Here is a 14,270-nt window from a genome sequence, read left to right as displayed (position 1 = left end):
GGCCGGATGCGATTCAAATCAAACCGCATCCAGCCTTATCGCGAGCAAGCTCTGCTCCCACAACGACTGCATTCCACATCAACTTGCTCGTTGACCTTCCTATCCCTCCCGATCAATGCCTAAACTGCCGCCGCCTCCAGGGAGTACACCATGCGAATTGTTGCTGACGAAAATATTCCGTTGCTCGACGCGTTCTTTGCCGGTTTCGGCGAGATTCAGCGCTTGCCCGGCCGTTCCATTGACCGGGCTGCCGTAGCAGATGCGGACATCCTGTTGGTGCGCTCGGTAACGCCGGTCACCCGCGAATTGCTCGAAGGCAGCCCGGTACGCTTTGTCGGCACTTGCACCATCGGCACTGATCATCTGGACCTGGATTATTTTCAGGCGGCGGGTATTCAGTGGTCCAGTGCGCCGGGCTGTAATGCCCGTGGTGTAGTGGATTATGTCCTGGGCAGTTTGCTGACCCTCGCGGAAATCGAGGGCGTGGATCTGACGCAGCGTACTTATGGCGTAGTCGGCGCGGGGCAGGTGGGCGGTCGGTTAATCAACGTGCTGAAGGCGCTGGGCTGGAATGTGCTGGTCTGCGATCCGCCTCGGCAAGCCGTTGAAGGCGGCGACTTCGTCAGCCTTGAGGAAATCCTCCAGCGCTGTGATGTGATCAGTCTGCACACCCCGCTGGACAAGGGGGGCGCGAATCCTACCTGGCATTTGCTCGATCAAACGAGGTTGCAGCAACTCAAGCACGGCAGTTGGCTGATCAATGCCAGCCGTGGCGCTGTGGTCGATAACGCAGCCTTGCATGACACGCTGCTGGCGCGCGAAGACCTGCAAGCCGTGCTCGACGTCTGGGAAGGCGAGCCCAGCGTGAATACCGACCTCGCCGACCTGTGCGTGATCGGCACACCGCATATTGCGGGTTACAGCCTTGATGGGCGGCAGCGGGGCACTGCGCAGATTTATCAGGCTTTGTGTGGGTTCCTTGGACAGGAAGTACACATCAGTCTTTCCGATCTGCTGCCCAAGCCCTGGCTGGCAGAAGTCACTCTGGATGGCCATACCCACCCGGTCTGGGCCATGAACACGCTGTGCCGTGGCGTCTACGACCCGCGCCGTGATGATGCCGACTTCCGACGTAGCCTGGTGGGTGACTCGACCCAACAGCGGCTGGCCTTCGATGCCCTGCGTAAAAACTATCCGCCGCGCCGGGAAATCGAAGGCCTACGGGTCAGAATTCACGGTCCGTCAGAGCCTTTGAGCAGGGTCGTTCGGGCATTGGGCGCGGTGCTTGTCGACGACTGAATCACTCGGTGTACTTCTTGATGTAGCCCCACAGTGTTTCGGCAAGACGCGTCGGGATCTGCTTCCAGAACGGACGCATGCGTGACAGAGCGCTGTAGGCCTCTTGCCAGGCCTGTGTTCGTTCCAGCGCGCCACTAACCGGGGCTTCGACCAATGCAATGAAACTGGCGAAGCTGCAGGGCAGAGGCAACTGGTCGCTGCGTTCGATGCGATGAGTCTGCTCCTTCACAGTTCTTGTCGTGCCGTCTTCGTCAGTAAATGCGTGAGGCGTCAGCGTGTCGATGCGCTCACAGCGGCTGCTGCAAAGTTTTCGGCGGTTTTTTAGCGCGCCAAAACCCCTTTCGTACATAGTGATGGTCGAACCGCTGACTCGCATGCAGGCAGTTTCGAACGCGTTAAGGATCACCTCGGCGTTTTCGAGACTGGTCTCGATGGTGGCGATGTCGACGAACCGCTCAAGCGTCCCGTTCTCCAATGCACCCAGCGCGCGATGGATCGTCGACAAGTGGACGAAATCCTTCTTGCAACCGATCAGGTGCACATCGAACTCATAAGTCGAAAGCTCCGGACCCGAAATGACACTGGCGAACGCCTTGGAGTCGAGTGCCGTCTCCATGATGATGTTGAACCTGTTTTCATGGGCATGCTTGAAGATGCGATTGCACAGTTCCCAGATAAAGCCTTCAGTGTGCTTGTAGCGGCTGATCACATCCTGCCCGGCGAATTCCTCGTAACGAGGGTGTAGCTCACGAAAGCTCTCCTGATACAGCTGCACGTAGTTGCCGTAGTGGCCACCTTTGATCAGGGTATTGTTCAGCATGTAGGTCTTGCCGGAACCTTGCACCCCGGCGACCACGAGGATCTTTGGTGCAGGATTGCCGTCATCGCCAATGTCCCTTCTGACCGCGAACAGGGTTTTCTCCAGCCCGGTGTAAACCTCTTCCAGTTCCTTTGGGGTATAGGTGTAGTGTGTTGCGGACATGCTGGTCTTCCTTGAATTGAGTCATTTTGACTGTTGAAGACCAGGGACGTAATCGCAAGCTCAGCGTCCTAGCAATGGGATAAAGCCGACGTTCATTGCGGGAATTTTCTTGGCGTGCATAAAAAAACCCGGCACTCAGGCCGGGTTTCAAGGGAATCTGCTTATCAATCTTGTTTTTCAGGTGTAACCCAGTTCTTGTCGCATTCCTGACAAGCGGCCTGAACCATCTCCTCAGTGATCACGACTTCGCGCCCGTCCTTGTCCAGGATTGCGCCACCTACGGGCAGCTGCGGGTTGGCTCGTACGACTGGCACTTCATTGCTGTCTGCTTGCAAGCTCATGGCCTGTCTCCTTCATCAGGTGTTGTGCTTAGACTAACCGCGTTCAATGACTCTGCCGTGACATCCCTTGGCACATCAAACGCGCGTCAAGTCCACCAGAAACTGCACATAACCGCCAGCGTTCGCTTAGATCAATCCTGTCTAGCGCAAGGTCATGACGGTCATAACCATGCGACTAAGGCCAATCGCCATAGTTCATCAATACCTGCCGGGTGGTAATAGCAGAGAAATGCCCGTCGGACCGGTGTAGGCTCTGGCTTCAGCCTTTTATGCGGGTCCAGCTTTCATGGCTTCATTGCTTTCCAGTCGTCAGCGCCAGGCCATTCGTCTGGCGGCGCAGTTCATGGCTCCTTATCGCTGGCAAACGGTTGGCGCGCTGATCGCGCTCATCGTTACAGCCGGGATTACCCTGTCGATCGGGCAGGGGATCAAAATGCTGGTGGACCAGGGTTTCGTCACCCGCTCACCGCACCTGCTCAATCAGTCCATCGGTGTGTTCATGCTGCTGGTCATGGGCCTGGCGGCTGGCACCTTCGTGCGTTTCTATCTGGTGTCCTGGATTGGCGAGCGCGTGGTGGCGGATTTGCGCAAGAAGGTGTTCGATCACCTGATCAACCTGCATCCGGGCTTCTACGAAAATAATCGAAGCTCCGAGATTCAGTCGAGGCTGACGGCCGATACCACGTTGCTGCAATCGGTGATCGGTTCGTCGCTGTCGATGTTCCTGCGCAATGCCTTGATGGTAATTGGCGGGATTATTCTGTTGTTCATCACCAACCCGAAACTCACCAGCATTGTCGTTGTAGCGCTGCCGCTGGTGGTGGCGCCGATCCTGATCTTTGGCCGTCGCGTGCGCAGCCTGTCCCGGGAGAGTCAGGATCGTGTCGCAGATGTCGGCAGTTACGTGTCCGAAGCGTTGGGGCAGATCAAGACGGTTCAGGCCTACAACCATCAGCAGCAGGACAAGGCGCGCTTCGCCAAGACGGCCGAAGATGCGTTCCAGACTGCTCGCAAGCGCATTCTGCAACGCTCATGGCTGATCACACTGGTGATCGTGCTGGTATTGGGTGCGGTGGCGGTCATGCTGTGGGTCGGTGGCATGGATGTCATCGAGGGTACGATCTCCAGCGGCGAACTGGCTGCGTTCGTGTTTTACGCGCTGATCGTAGGGAGCGCCTTCGGCACCCTGAGCGAAGTGATTGGTGAACTGCAACGGGCGGCGGGTGCGGCCGAACGTATTTCGGAACTGCTGCGGGCCAAAAGCGAAATCACGCCACCGGCCAGTGGTCTATTGCAATTGCCGGAGCGGATCAGCGGTCTTCTGGCATTGGAGTCCGTGAGCTTCAGCTATCCATCACGCCCCGAACACAAGGCGGTGGATAACCTGACCCTGACCATTGAACCGGGGGAAACCCTGGCGCTGGTCGGTCCCTCCGGTGCGGGTAAATCGACACTGTTTGATTTGCTGCTGCGTTTCTACGATCCACAGGCGGGGCAAATTCTCATCGAAGGCTTGCCGATTGCGCAGCTGGATCCGCAGGATTTGCGTCGTCACTTTGCGCTGGTTTCGCAGACCCCCGCGCTGTTTTTCGGCAGTGTTGAAGACAATATTCGTTACGGGAATGCCAGCGCCAGCACTGAACAGGTTGAAGCGGCTGCGCGCATTGCCCACGCCCATGAGTTCATCCTGCAAATGGCCAACGGATATCAGACGCATCTGGGAGATGGCGGGCTCGGCTTGTCCGGTGGGCAGCGTCAACGCCTGGCCATTGCCCGGGCGTTGTTAGTGGATGCACCGATTCTGTTGCTGGACGAAGCAACCAGTGCGCTGGATGCCCAGAGTGAACACCTGATTCAGGAAGCGTTACCGGGCTTGATGAAAGGCCGTACTACATTGGTTATCGCCCATCGACTGGCCACGGTGCAAAACGCCGACCGGATTGCCGTTATCGATCAAGGGAAACTGGTCGCCGTCGGGACGCATCAGCAATTGATTGTCAGCAATCCGCTGTATGCGAGACTCGCGGCATTGCAGTTCAATGCGCGGGGGGATGAGGTGGTTTGAGTCGTGCCGGGATTTAAACCGAGTCGACCTTATCGCGGGCAAGCCCTGCTCCCACAAGGGGATGTAATCTCATGTGGGAGCTGGGCTTGCCCGCGATAGGGGATACAAAAAGTCGATATGTCTCAGCGATACTCACACAGATAAGCAGTATCCACCGCCACTTTCAGCTGGAACTTGCTATTGGCAGGAACGTTGAACTGGCTGCCGGTTTCGAAGGTTTCCCAATCGGTGCTGTCTGGCAGTTTCACGCTCAGGCTGCCGGAAATGACGTGCATGATTTCCCGCTGTGCAGTACCGAACTCGTATTCACCCGCGGCCATCACACCAATCGTGGCTTGCCCTTCAGCTTGAGCGAAGGCGATGGATTTAACGGTGCCGTCGAAGTACTCGTTGACTTTGAACATGGCGATTCCTCGATAAGGGCTGGAAATTTGGGCGGCCAGTATGCCCAAGCCTGCTCAAACCGTCACCCGCTTTAGAACGCGAGTGCCAATCAGTTAGGAAGAATCAGGGGCAACAGCCGAGCGGTGTTCCGGGCGTCAACCAGGGCCCGGTGTTGCTGACCGTTGAATTGCATGCCCGCCAGTTGCAGGGCACCGTTCAGTCCCATGGGCCGCTGCAACTGGCGCTCCTTGGCGAAGCGTTGCTTGAGGTTCACGTGGGGCACAGTGCTCAGAAAACTCGTCAGGTTGTGCTGCCGCCATTCCTGCTCCAGTTGCTGACGATCATAGTCACCCCAACTCGCCCAGCCCACGACTCGCGCCTGATGGTGGCTGATCCAGCGCTCGAACGCGGGCCATACAGTGGTCAGCGGCGCGGCGCTGTCGATGTTGCTTTGGCTGATGTGGGTCAGCTCCCTGCAGAAGTTCGTCAGCAAGGGCCGACGCACCGGGCGCACAAAACGCTCGAAATGATCCAGTTCGCGCCCGTCCTGATTGACCAGCGTCGCCCCGATTTCGATGATCTCCATTTCTGCTACCGGCCAGCCGCCTTCTTCGGTCGTGGCTTCCAGATCAATCACCAACCAGTGCGGCATCTGAAGCTCCTGTCCAAAGTCGTTGATCCATTTCAGACCAAGCGTAGCCACATTCAACTGCATACGTCTATCGACGTGACTTCCAGCAACATTAGCCACTAGTCGTTGAGCGTGGCTGACGTAACTCATAGATCGACAACCGATCCGCCAATCCGTGCGATGACCTTTCGCCAGCGGCTAATACGCAGTGCTTTCGGGACGGTATTTATTTCTTGGCCGAGCGCTTGCATGGTTGCGCGGGCGAGCATAGATTGCTGTGCGTGTGGCAACACTGGGATCAGTTAGCCGATGAAGCTTTAATGATGGCACTTAGCGATAATTAACAGCGTGTTGGACCATTTGCTCATTGTCTTAACAATAAAAAAGACCTAGGGTTGATCAATTTCAGGGGTGCGCAGTCTTGGAGTTTTTGTCTGTGCGATTAGCGTCGCGAGCCTTGCTAATGGCCGCGGCAACACTGCTGGCTATGCCGGTGAGTGCTGCGCAAGTCGTAAAAATTGGTGCAGCGCATTTCCCGCCCTACACCATCCGGCCGGAAAAGGGCGCGGACACCGGTTTATTACCTGAGCTCGTGGCCGCCCTGAACGCAGTTCAGCATGACTATGAGTTTGTGCTGGTGCCGACTTCAATTCCGCGTCGTTTTCGTGATTTCGAGCAGGGCCGCGTCGATATGGCGATTTTTGAAAATCCTGAATGGGATTGGCAAAACATCCCCCACGAAGCCGTCGACATGAAACTCGAAGACGCTGAAATCTTCGTCAGCCGTAAGGTGACAGGTCGCGATCAAAGCTATTTCGATGATTTGCATGGCAAGCGTCTGGCCCTGTTCAGCGGCTATCACTATGCATTTGCGCAGTTCAACGCCGACCCGAAATACCTCAACGAACACTTCAACACCACGCTGACCTATTCCCACGACAGCAACCTGCTGATGGTAATGCGCGACCGCGCTGATATTGCCTTGGTGACGCGTTCGTATCTGAGTGACTTCATGGCGCGCAACCGGGCGGAAGCTTCGCAGTTGCTGGTGTCGGAGCGGGTTGATCAGACGTACAAGCATTTCGCTTTGCTGCGCCCCAAGGCGCCCATCAGCGGCGCGCAATTCGAGCAGCTATTGCAAGCGCTGCGGGACAACGGGCAAATGCTGAAGATTTTCCAGCCGTATCGAATTGCCGTCCTCCCGATGATCAGCCACCGGGCGGTGGCAGATGAGCGAGATCATGCAGCGCGCTAAATAAAAAGACGGTGCTTGAAGCACCGTCTTTGGTCGTTAGCGATCCTTAGCCTCTTTGGCATCCATCTCGGCGTTGCGCTCGTGGACACGTTTGAGCTGCTCGTCGGTCAGTGGCAGCTTTTGCGCAGACTGGCGCAAGACCATCAAACCGCCCACCACCGAACCAATTGCTACCAGCAGAATTAACCAGGCATACCAGGGCATAGGGCTCTCCTTTTTATGTAACCGTTTGAGCAGCAGCGCTGCTCAATGGTTCAAGTCTAGTCCCGTGCCTGGTTATGTGCCGCTATTTAAAGCCCGGTCAGCATCGCATCGGCTGGTGCGTCGGCACGTGATTGCGCCGTCAGGCTGAAGTAGATGAAGCCCACGACCATGAAGCCGAGGAAGATCAGGCCGATCAGCGCGTTGAACCAGGCCATCGCAATCAGGCACACCACCGCCAGCGCCAGGGCAATGCCCGGCACGACTGGATAGCCCGGCGCGCGGAAGGTGCGCTCCAGCGAAGGTTCGGTTTTACGCAGCTTGAACAGGCTGAGCATGCTCATGATGTACATCACGATGGCACCGAATACCGCCATGGTGATCATCGCCGCCGTCAGGCTCATGCCGCCGAGGTTGATCAGGCCGTCGCTGTAGATCGCGGCAATACCGATGATGCCACCGGCGATGATGGCGCGGTGTGGAGTCTGGAAGCGCGACAGTTTGGCCAGCGAGGAGGGCAGGTAACCGGCGCGAGCCAGGGCGAAGAACTGGCGCGAGTAACCCATGATGATGCCGTGAAAGCTCGCCACCAGACCAAACAGGCCGATCCAGACCAGCATGTGCAACCAGCTGGAGTTTTCGCCGACCACGGTTTTCATTGCCTGTGGCAGTGGGTCGTTGATGTTTGACAGCGTGCGCCAGTCGCCCACGCCGCCCGCGAACAGCATCACGCCCATGGCCAGAAACACCAGGGTCAGAATGCCGCTGACATAGGCTTTTGGAATGGTGCGTTTCGGGTCTTTGGCTTCTTCAGCCGCCATGGCCGCGCCTTCGATGGCCAGGAAGAACCAGATCGCGAACGGAATGGCCGCAAACATACCGGCGATGGCCGGAGCGCCAAAGGTGTCGGAGCCGGCCCAGCCATTAAGGGCGAAATTGCTGAAGCTGAATGCCGGAGCAACCACGCCCATGAACACCAGCAGCTCAGCCACGGCCAGGATGCAGACCACCAACTCAAAGGTTGCCGCCAGCTTGACGCCGAGAATATTCAGGGTCATGAACACGATATAAGCGCCCACTGCCGCCAGCTTGGGATCAAGCCCCGGAAACTGCACGTTCAGATAAGCACCAATGGCCATCGCAATCGCCGGTGGCGCAAACACGAATTCGATCAAGGTGGCCAGACCTGCAACCAGTCCGCCTTTTTCCCCGAATGCCCGACGGCTGTAGGCAAATGGTCCGCCCGCGTGCGGGATGGCAGTGGTCAGCTCGGTAAAGCTGAAGATGAAGCAGGTGTACATCAGTGCAACCATCAGCGAAGTGACCAGGAAGCCTAAGGTCCCGGCGACGCCCCAGCCATAACTCCAGCCGAAGTACTCGCCGGAGATCACCAGCCCTACAGCGATCCCCCATAAATGGAGTGTGCCCAGCGTGGGCTTGAGTTGAGTGTTCATGCGTAGCTCCCTGAAGTCTGTGGAATCATCGAAACATCCTGTTGCAGTCGCCATGCCACTCGTCGAACCATAGTCGTATTGGTCCCAAACGCGTCGTTTGCAGAACGGTTCTTGTTTGCGCGCGCCAGGAAGGTGCAGCTTTGGTGCGGTTGGTGCAGGGTGATGTCCGCTTTTGGGCGTATTCATTGGGGAGAATCGATTCAGTTCAGCGGTTCGATTACCGTCTGCGGTAAGGTTCGGATACAATGCGCGCCGATTTCGACCTACCAGAGAACCCGCTCATGTCCGTCTGCCAGACTCCTGTCATCGTCGCCCTGGATTTCCCGACCCGTGACGCCGCTTTGAAACTGGCTGACCAGCTGGACCCCAAGCTGTGCCGCGTCAAGGTCGGCAAAGAGCTGTTTACCAGCTGTGCTTCGGACATCGTCGAAACCTTGCGCGACAAGGGTTTTGAAGTATTTCTGGACCTGAAATTCCACGACATCCCCAACACCACCGCCATGGCTGTCAAAGCCGCGGCCGAGATGGGCGTGTGGATGGTCAACGTGCATTGCTCCGGCGGCTTGCGCATGATGGCGGCCTGCCGCGAAGTGCTCGACCAGCGCACCGGCCCGCAGCCGCTGCTGATCGGCGTGACCGTGCTGACCAGCATGGAGCGCGAAGACCTGGCCGGCATCGGTCTGGATGTCGACCCGCAAGTGCAAGTGCTGCGCCTGGCTGCACTGGCTGAAAAGGCTGGCATGGATGGTCTGGTGTGTTCCGCGCTGGAAGCTCAGGCGCTGAAATCTGCGCATCCTGCTTTGCAACTGGTCACTCCAGGCATTCGTCCAAGCGGCAGCGCTCTGGACGATCAACGCCGCATCCTGACCCCGCGTCAGGCGCTGGACGCAGGTTCTGACTACCTCGTCATCGGCCGCCCGATCAGCCAGGCCGCAGACCCGGCCAAGGCGCTGGAAGCGGTTGTGGCAGAGTTGGGGCTCTAAAAACCTTAATGGCCTATAGGGTTCTTTTAATCCTGGAGGCCTTGCCGGCTGCACGCCTGTTCCCTGTGGGAGCGAATTCATTCGCGAAGGGGTCCGATCAGAAATGCATCAATATCTGATGCACCGCTTTCGCGAATGAATTCGCTCCCACAGGTGATCTACGTTTACAGGTCCAACACCAACCGCCGCTCATACCCGATCCGGCCCTTGTAGGCCTCGCCGGTATCCACCCAACCCTGGCCGACATACAAATTCAGCGCCGCCAGATTATCCGCATCCACCGACAACATCAGCTGCCCGATATCCGGCCACGTCGCCCGCGCAACGTGCGGCAACCCCTGCAAAAACAGCTTGCCCAGGCCTTTGCCCTGAACCCGGTGATCAATCTGCAGCGCATGCAACGTCGCTGAACCTTCCACTGCCCAGTGCGGCAAAAACTCCCCCCGCTTGAGCAGTAAAAATCCTACTGGCTTGTCATCCATCAACAGCGCCACACCTTGAATATTCGGGCTCGGGCGGACCAGCAACGTGTTCAGCGCACAATAAATATCCCCGGAAAACGGCAGTTGCTCCGGCAGAATCTCCAGAGCATCCAGCTGCTGGCGCTGTGTTTCATTGAGGGTTTCGTAGCTCACAACTTGCGTATTCATCACTGCTAAATCGCACCGTCTGACAAGAGAAGTAGGCGTTGCGCAGTATGGCTCAGTGTCTGACAGAATTGCATGGCGAGGGCGGGCTAAATATCTGCTTCTCAACGACGGTTAACGCGTCACAGCCATCGCTCAGCAACATCAGCGCGGCATTGGCGATGCAACGCACATCACAGTCATCGGCACCGTCCAGCGTCTCCAGCAGATAGCGCGCCATACGGATACGCCGGTCGGCACTGGCAAACAGAAAATCCAGAGGCGCCTGGCTGTCGATGTGCATCACCGGGCTGTCGGTGTTGTTGCTCTTGAGAGGGATGAAGCGATTCACGCTGCACCTCCGCGGACGGATGGGGCAGGGGGATTTGGAGTGATCTTGAACATTGGTTACAGCTTCCTGAGTTAGACGAAGCTGCCAAAAACTCACTTCCACGTGAGTGGGTGGCAGCTGTGCGCAGGTGTGGAAGACCGGTCCAGGAAACCCGGCGCATCCGAAGATGCCCCAACGCACAGCCGCCATAACGTTGCAATCGGGCACGTAAATGCCTGCGATGCTGTTATGAGCTTTGCGTTCCTGATCCAGCCGGGCTTCCACACCCGATCGCTGATGTGCAGCGACGGCGCGACTATAAGCCCCGATCCCGAGCGCTGCAACCCACCCAGCCCCCGTCACACAAGTGCTTGAGCCCTATCGAATTTTTATCCGGCCTTACGGGTTGTAACTTCGCTCAAGACCGGTACAATGGCGCGGCTCGCCGACAGGTGAGTGTCGTTATGGTGACCCCATCGGTCCCCCCGCAACGATTACCCGTGAACCTGGTCAGATCCGGAAGGAAGCAGCCACAGCGGGAACATTGTGTGCCGGGGTGTGGCTGATGGGGTTACCACCTATCTTTCAGTCCTTGAGCCTTCAAGGATTCGCAGCAAAAATCCTCTAAGTGTGGCAGCGTTCCGGTACAGCTGAGTGGTGCACGTTCTGGGGGCATAGCATCGCCAAGCTAATAGTTTCCAGTCGATAAGGATCAAGAAAGACTTATCGCGCTGTGGCCGGGTGATACGTTTTCTTTTTGAGAACCTATCTAAGCAGTGGCATCCCGGTTTTGAGATTGCCTCCGAAATTGTGGGTCAACACAATGTTGGTGATATGTGCTTGCCGAAGTCACTTTGAGCTGTTCAAACAGGTATCCACTGATGCTTTAGCAGGTCCCCTCTGCCTCTGCTCAAGCGAGAAGTGCGTCGACAAATCGCACCTCCTTAGCATCTGCGATAACGAATCTCCTCATGGGCCTGTCGACATCTGCATACCTGAGTATGTTTTTCCGCCCTAGGCAGAACCACCTTGCGACACTGCGGAGTATTCGAGAGCGCGGCTAATACAAAGGCATCAGAATTTTATCTCTCCCTCAGAAGTGTCCTGTGGACATCGCTTGGCCCTTACAGTAGGTTGGCCCACGAAAATCATGGAGGACCGCCTATGGGCTTGTTCACGGGCATTAAAAGCACGTTCAAAAAAACTGAAGCCGCCGTTGTTGTTCGGAATCTTCTGGAGCTTCAGGTACGCGTGGGTTTCTTCCACTCAGACCCAGCAAAGGTCGCTAACTCATTGGTTGCGGCAGTGTGGGACCAGAAGCCAGATATGTTTGACGGGTCGTTCGGACAGCGCCCACATAAACTGTCGGTAGCCGCAGTTGCCCTTGCGGGCGGTATAGAAAACATGGAAGAAGAAAACCCCGATCGGGCGGGTTTAGCAATCTCACTAGCGAATTTGCTCTCGGAGATTGAGGTTAACGGCCGCTTTTACCCCCTCAATGGAATTGATGAAGAGTTGCTCGGCATCGCCGTTGTAGTGTTCAATGGTTTAGGCTACTCATCGCGACCGGCGACAAGCTAAGTTCTTACTCTCGTACGTAGGGGCAGCATGACGTTAATTGAAGATGGAGTATTCTCTGAGCGAAGAAGCCTATATCTCTAGCGCATTTATTCGTGAGGATAATGCGGCTTATCTTGTCTTGCTTCATGCTGTCCCGCCATATGTTTATTACTTAAGAGTCGTGGTGCCTGATGTCATTTGTCCTTGCTTCCCTCGACGAGAAACAGGGGCTTGGCTTTCGGCATTAGGATGTGCCGCCCTATCGTAAGGCAAGCACGCATCTGTTCCGGGCTCAATCTCCTAAACATAGATCTGCTTCGTCACCTTCCTCGGAAAATACCTGTCCACCAACGCATACAGCACCGCCGCTGTTTCAGCATCCACCACGCCGTCATATTTTTGCGGGCGGAAATGCAGCTGGAATGCCCGGATCAGGTTTTTGTATCCACTGTCAGTCATCGCAGCGGTTGGGTCGTACCCGTAACGGCCTAGTTTCGCGATCATTTCGGCTTTGGCGGGCAGGGCGCTGCTGAACTGCGTTTGATAATTTTGTTTGGTTGCTTCGTCATACCACGCGCCGATGCCGGCATCGTGAAGTTCTTTCCAGGGGAAGGCGGCACCGGGATCGCTTTTACGGCCGATGGAGACGTCGCTGTGGCCGACGACGTTAACTGGCGATATGTCCGGGTAACGCTGGAGGATGTTCCTGGCCAACTCTTTGACTGCCTCTATTTGCGTGCAGTTATAGGGCGGGAAGGTGAAAACGCCTTTGTCTTCGGTAGCCACATAAACGATTTCTACTCCAATGGCTGTGTCGTTCAAGTTGTAACGCCTCGCCCATTCGCTGACGCCTGCATGCCATGCGCGTTCTTTTTCATCGACGAGGTTGAAGATGCGCATGTCGGTGAAACCTGCGTCGGTGTAGGTTTTATCGCTCGGGTCGGGGACGAGATAGTGCGAGCTGACCGAGGGACCGGTCAGTGCGGCGACTGATTGTTGGAAGTTACAGGCCGTGTAGTGCATCACCAGAAAGCGGGTGCGGTGGTTGAAGCTTTTGGTGGCTCTGTAACTGTTGTAATCGATAGCGTACATCGGTGAATCCTGCTTAGCGTGAATGAGAAATCACGCTAGCATCGGGTGTTTTGCGTATGGCTTTAGATATGTATTACATGTTGGTTTTTTGGGTGTTTAAGATATCCGCACGCTCTCTGTAGGAGCTGCCGAAGGCTGCGAATCGGTAAAGACTGACACACCGCTTTCGCAGCCTTCGGCAGCTCCTACAATTGGTTATTCTCGCCGTCAGAGCTTGTGCCACGAAGCCGACCAATTTATTTAAAGATGTAGGGGGCACTTGTGCATTTGAGTTGAAACCGTCATCTGTCTAGGAAAAAATACAACGCACCCGACGTATCCGTGTCGATCGTAATTCAGCGCTTTGGATCTATGCACAGCATCTAAATGACCAATACACATGCCACTCAAGTCACCACCCGTGCCGCCACCCCACAGGACGCTTTGTCTATCGGTGTGCTCGGCATGCAGGTTTTTCTCGATACGTATGCCACCGAAGGAATCCGGGACGCAATTGCTCAGGAAGCGCTTGATGCCTTCTTGCCGGATACGATGTCAAAGATCATTTCCCAGCCTGACACTTTGATCGTCGTGGCCGAGGTTAATCATCATCTTGTCGGCTTCGCACAGGTTGCCTTGCGAACTGATCATGAGCTGATTGGCGATTCGAGTGCTGCGGAGTTGAAGCGTCTGTACGTACAGGAAAGGTTTACCGGACGAGGCGTGGGCTACACATTGCTCCAAAGCGCCGAAGAATATGCGCGGCTTGGCGGCGCGGCATTACTGTGGGCAACGGTCTGGATTGGCAATGAGCGGGCGCTCGGTTTTTATCCTCGGCAAGATTACGAATGTCTGGGGTCGACGTTTTTCACTTTTCAAAATGAAACCCATGAAAACCGTTTGTTTGCTAAAAACATAATTTAATGAGTAGAAGATTCTCTTGTGAGGGGTAGCCCGTTTCGGCGCAGCGCTGTCTCGTAGCAAACGCGTAATTTGCTGGCGCGAGTGGGCGACGATCCGCGAAGGTCGATAACGCGGTGTGCCTGATCTACCGGGTTGGCTGAATCGCGGGCAAGCCTCGCCAAAC

The 14,270-nt window shown here is 56.2% G+C and carries 15 protein-coding genes and 1 other RNA gene; 7 read left to right on the top strand and 9 right to left on the bottom strand.

Translation table 11 applies throughout. The features are described 5' to 3' along the window. Positions 1 to 150: 150 nt before the first annotated feature. Positions 151 to 1,299 (top strand): 4-phosphoerythronate dehydrogenase PdxB, encoded by a 1,149-nt coding sequence (pdxB, locus tag KDX30_RS23915; RefSeq protein WP_231677669.1) that lies wholly within the window; start codon positions 151 to 153, stop codon positions 1,297 to 1,299. Between the two features lies 1 nt (position 1,300). On the opposite strand, the gene KDX30_RS23910 is transcribed toward pdxB, so the two are convergent. After that, the gene (locus KDX30_RS23910) at positions 1,301 to 2,281 is read right to left on the bottom strand and encodes a zeta toxin family protein (protein ID WP_231677668.1); all 981 of its coding nucleotides are present in this window, start codon (positions 2,279 to 2,281) and stop codon (positions 1,301 to 1,303) included. Between the two features lie 164 nt (positions 2,282 to 2,445). Continuing rightward, a complete protein-coding gene (locus tag KDX30_RS23905; protein ID WP_049826756.1) occupies positions 2,446 to 2,622 on the bottom strand; it encodes a PA1571 family protein in 177 nt (58 codons plus the stop codon). Between the two features lie 286 nt (positions 2,623 to 2,908). On the opposite strand from KDX30_RS23905, the gene KDX30_RS23900 reads away from it, so the two are divergent. Beyond that, on the top strand, positions 2,909 to 4,687 hold the full coding sequence (locus KDX30_RS23900; RefSeq protein WP_122703643.1) for an ABC transporter transmembrane domain-containing protein: 1,779 nt from the start codon (positions 2,909 to 2,911) through the stop codon (positions 4,685 to 4,687). A gap of 122 nt (positions 4,688 to 4,809) precedes the next feature. On the opposite strand, the gene ppnP is transcribed toward KDX30_RS23900, so the two are convergent. Beyond that, positions 4,810 to 5,091, bottom strand: coding sequence for a pyrimidine/purine nucleoside phosphorylase (gene ppnP / locus KDX30_RS23895; RefSeq protein ID WP_027900167.1), 282 nt, complete (start codon positions 5,089 to 5,091; stop codon positions 4,810 to 4,812). Between the two features lie 89 nt (positions 5,092 to 5,180). Further along, positions 5,181 to 5,723: an exonuclease domain-containing protein gene (locus KDX30_RS23890; RefSeq protein WP_095093612.1), complete on the bottom strand. Its 543-nt coding sequence runs from the start codon at positions 5,721 to 5,723 to the stop codon at positions 5,181 to 5,183. Between the two features lie 442 nt (positions 5,724 to 6,165). Between KDX30_RS23890 and KDX30_RS23885 the strand changes: the two genes are divergently transcribed. Beyond that, positions 6,166 to 6,957, top strand: coding sequence for a substrate-binding periplasmic protein (locus KDX30_RS23885; RefSeq protein WP_049826917.1), 792 nt, complete (start codon positions 6,166 to 6,168; stop codon positions 6,955 to 6,957). Positions 6,958 to 6,993: 36 nt separating this feature from the next. Here the strand turns inward: KDX30_RS23885 and KDX30_RS23880 are convergent, their stop codons facing one another. Then, a complete protein-coding gene (locus KDX30_RS23880) occupies positions 6,994 to 7,161 on the bottom strand; it encodes a DUF2897 family protein (protein WP_049826916.1) in 168 nt (55 codons plus the stop codon). 86 nt (positions 7,162 to 7,247) lie between these two features. After that, a complete protein-coding gene (eat, locus tag KDX30_RS23875) occupies positions 7,248 to 8,612 on the bottom strand; it encodes an ethanolamine permease (protein ID WP_099269691.1) in 1,365 nt (454 codons plus the stop codon). 281 nt (positions 8,613 to 8,893) lie between these two features. Between eat and pyrF the strand changes: the two genes are divergently transcribed. Then, the gene (gene pyrF, locus KDX30_RS23870) at positions 8,894 to 9,595 is read left to right on the top strand and encodes an orotidine-5'-phosphate decarboxylase (protein WP_164705987.1); all 702 of its coding nucleotides are present in this window, start codon (positions 8,894 to 8,896) and stop codon (positions 9,593 to 9,595) included. A gap of 164 nt (positions 9,596 to 9,759) precedes the next feature. Here pyrF and KDX30_RS23865 read toward each other — a convergent pair whose 3' ends face one another. Together KDX30_RS23865 and KDX30_RS23860 are read right to left on the bottom strand one after the other, a co-directional pair. After that, complete coding sequence (locus KDX30_RS23865) at positions 9,760 to 10,245, bottom strand: GNAT family N-acetyltransferase (RefSeq protein ID WP_231677667.1); 486 nt, start codon at positions 10,243 to 10,245, stop codon at positions 9,760 to 9,762. A gap of 52 nt (positions 10,246 to 10,297) precedes the next feature. Next, on the bottom strand, positions 10,298 to 10,573 hold the full coding sequence (locus KDX30_RS23860; RefSeq protein ID WP_231677666.1) for a hypothetical protein: 276 nt from the start codon (positions 10,571 to 10,573) through the stop codon (positions 10,298 to 10,300). Between the two features lie 453 nt (positions 10,574 to 11,026). Here KDX30_RS23860 and ffs point away from each other — a divergent pair. Both ffs and KDX30_RS23850 read left to right on the top strand, forming a co-directional pair. Next, positions 11,027 to 11,123: signal recognition particle sRNA small type (gene ffs, locus KDX30_RS23855), an RNA gene on the top strand. Positions 11,124 to 11,716: 593 nt separating this feature from the next. After that, positions 11,717 to 12,133 carry a hypothetical protein gene (locus tag KDX30_RS23850; protein ID WP_231677665.1) on the top strand — a complete coding sequence of 139 codons (417 nt, stop codon included), beginning with the start codon at positions 11,717 to 11,719 and terminating at the stop codon, positions 12,131 to 12,133. Positions 12,134 to 12,412: 279 nt separating this feature from the next. On the opposite strand, the gene KDX30_RS23845 is transcribed toward KDX30_RS23850, so the two are convergent. Further along, positions 12,413 to 13,204 (bottom strand): N-acetylmuramoyl-L-alanine amidase, encoded by a 792-nt coding sequence (locus KDX30_RS23845; protein WP_231667169.1) that lies wholly within the window; start codon positions 13,202 to 13,204, stop codon positions 12,413 to 12,415. 366 nt (positions 13,205 to 13,570) lie between these two features. Between KDX30_RS23845 and KDX30_RS23840 the strand changes: the two genes are divergently transcribed. Next, a complete protein-coding gene (locus KDX30_RS23840; protein WP_231677664.1) occupies positions 13,571 to 14,107 on the top strand; it encodes a GNAT family N-acetyltransferase in 537 nt (178 codons plus the stop codon). Positions 14,108 to 14,270: the final 163 nt, after the last annotated feature.

The organism is Pseudomonas quasicaspiana, from assembly GCF_021147825.1.
Taxonomy (GTDB): domain Bacteria; phylum Pseudomonadota; class Gammaproteobacteria; order Pseudomonadales; family Pseudomonadaceae; genus Aquipseudomonas; species Aquipseudomonas quasicaspiana.
This window is presented reverse-complemented; position numbering and strand designations above follow the sequence as displayed.

What these genes read in the sequence shown, in the direction of transcription:
- KDX30_RS23840 (WP_231677664.1), top strand. Translation starts at nt 13,571, where the DNA reads ATGACCAATACACATGCCACTCAAGTCACCACCCGTGCCGCCACCCCA.
- KDX30_RS23850 (WP_231677665.1), top strand. Translation starts at nt 11,717, where the DNA reads ATGGGCTTGTTCACGGGCATTAAAAGCACGTTCAAAAAAACTGAAGCC.
- pyrF (WP_164705987.1), top strand. Translation starts at nt 8,894, where the DNA reads ATGTCCGTCTGCCAGACTCCTGTCATCGTCGCCCTGGATTTCCCGACC.
- KDX30_RS23880 (WP_049826916.1), bottom strand. Translation starts at nt 7,161, where the DNA reads ATGCCCTGGTATGCCTGGTTAATTCTGCTGGTAGCAATTGGTTCGGTG.
- pdxB (WP_231677669.1), top strand. Translation starts at nt 151, where the DNA reads ATGCGAATTGTTGCTGACGAAAATATTCCGTTGCTCGACGCGTTCTTT.
- KDX30_RS23845 (WP_231667169.1), bottom strand. Translation starts at nt 13,204, where the DNA reads ATGTACGCTATCGATTACAACAGTTACAGAGCCACCAAAAGCTTCAAC.
- KDX30_RS23885 (WP_049826917.1), top strand. Translation starts at nt 6,166, where the DNA reads ATGGCCGCGGCAACACTGCTGGCTATGCCGGTGAGTGCTGCGCAAGTC.
- KDX30_RS23890 (WP_095093612.1), bottom strand. Translation starts at nt 5,723, where the DNA reads ATGCCGCACTGGTTGGTGATTGATCTGGAAGCCACGACCGAAGAAGGC.
- KDX30_RS23865 (WP_231677667.1), bottom strand. Translation starts at nt 10,245, where the DNA reads ATGAATACGCAAGTTGTGAGCTACGAAACCCTCAATGAAACACAGCGC.
- KDX30_RS23910 (WP_231677668.1), bottom strand. Translation starts at nt 2,281, where the DNA reads ATGTCCGCAACACACTACACCTATACCCCAAAGGAACTGGAAGAGGTT.
- KDX30_RS23905 (WP_049826756.1), bottom strand. Translation starts at nt 2,622, where the DNA reads ATGAGCTTGCAAGCAGACAGCAATGAAGTGCCAGTCGTACGAGCCAAC.
- ppnP (WP_027900167.1), bottom strand. Translation starts at nt 5,091, where the DNA reads ATGTTCAAAGTCAACGAGTACTTCGACGGCACCGTTAAATCCATCGCC.
- eat (WP_099269691.1), bottom strand. Translation starts at nt 8,612, where the DNA reads ATGAACACTCAACTCAAGCCCACGCTGGGCACACTCCATTTATGGGGG.
- KDX30_RS23900 (WP_122703643.1), top strand. Translation starts at nt 2,909, where the DNA reads ATGGCTTCATTGCTTTCCAGTCGTCAGCGCCAGGCCATTCGTCTGGCG.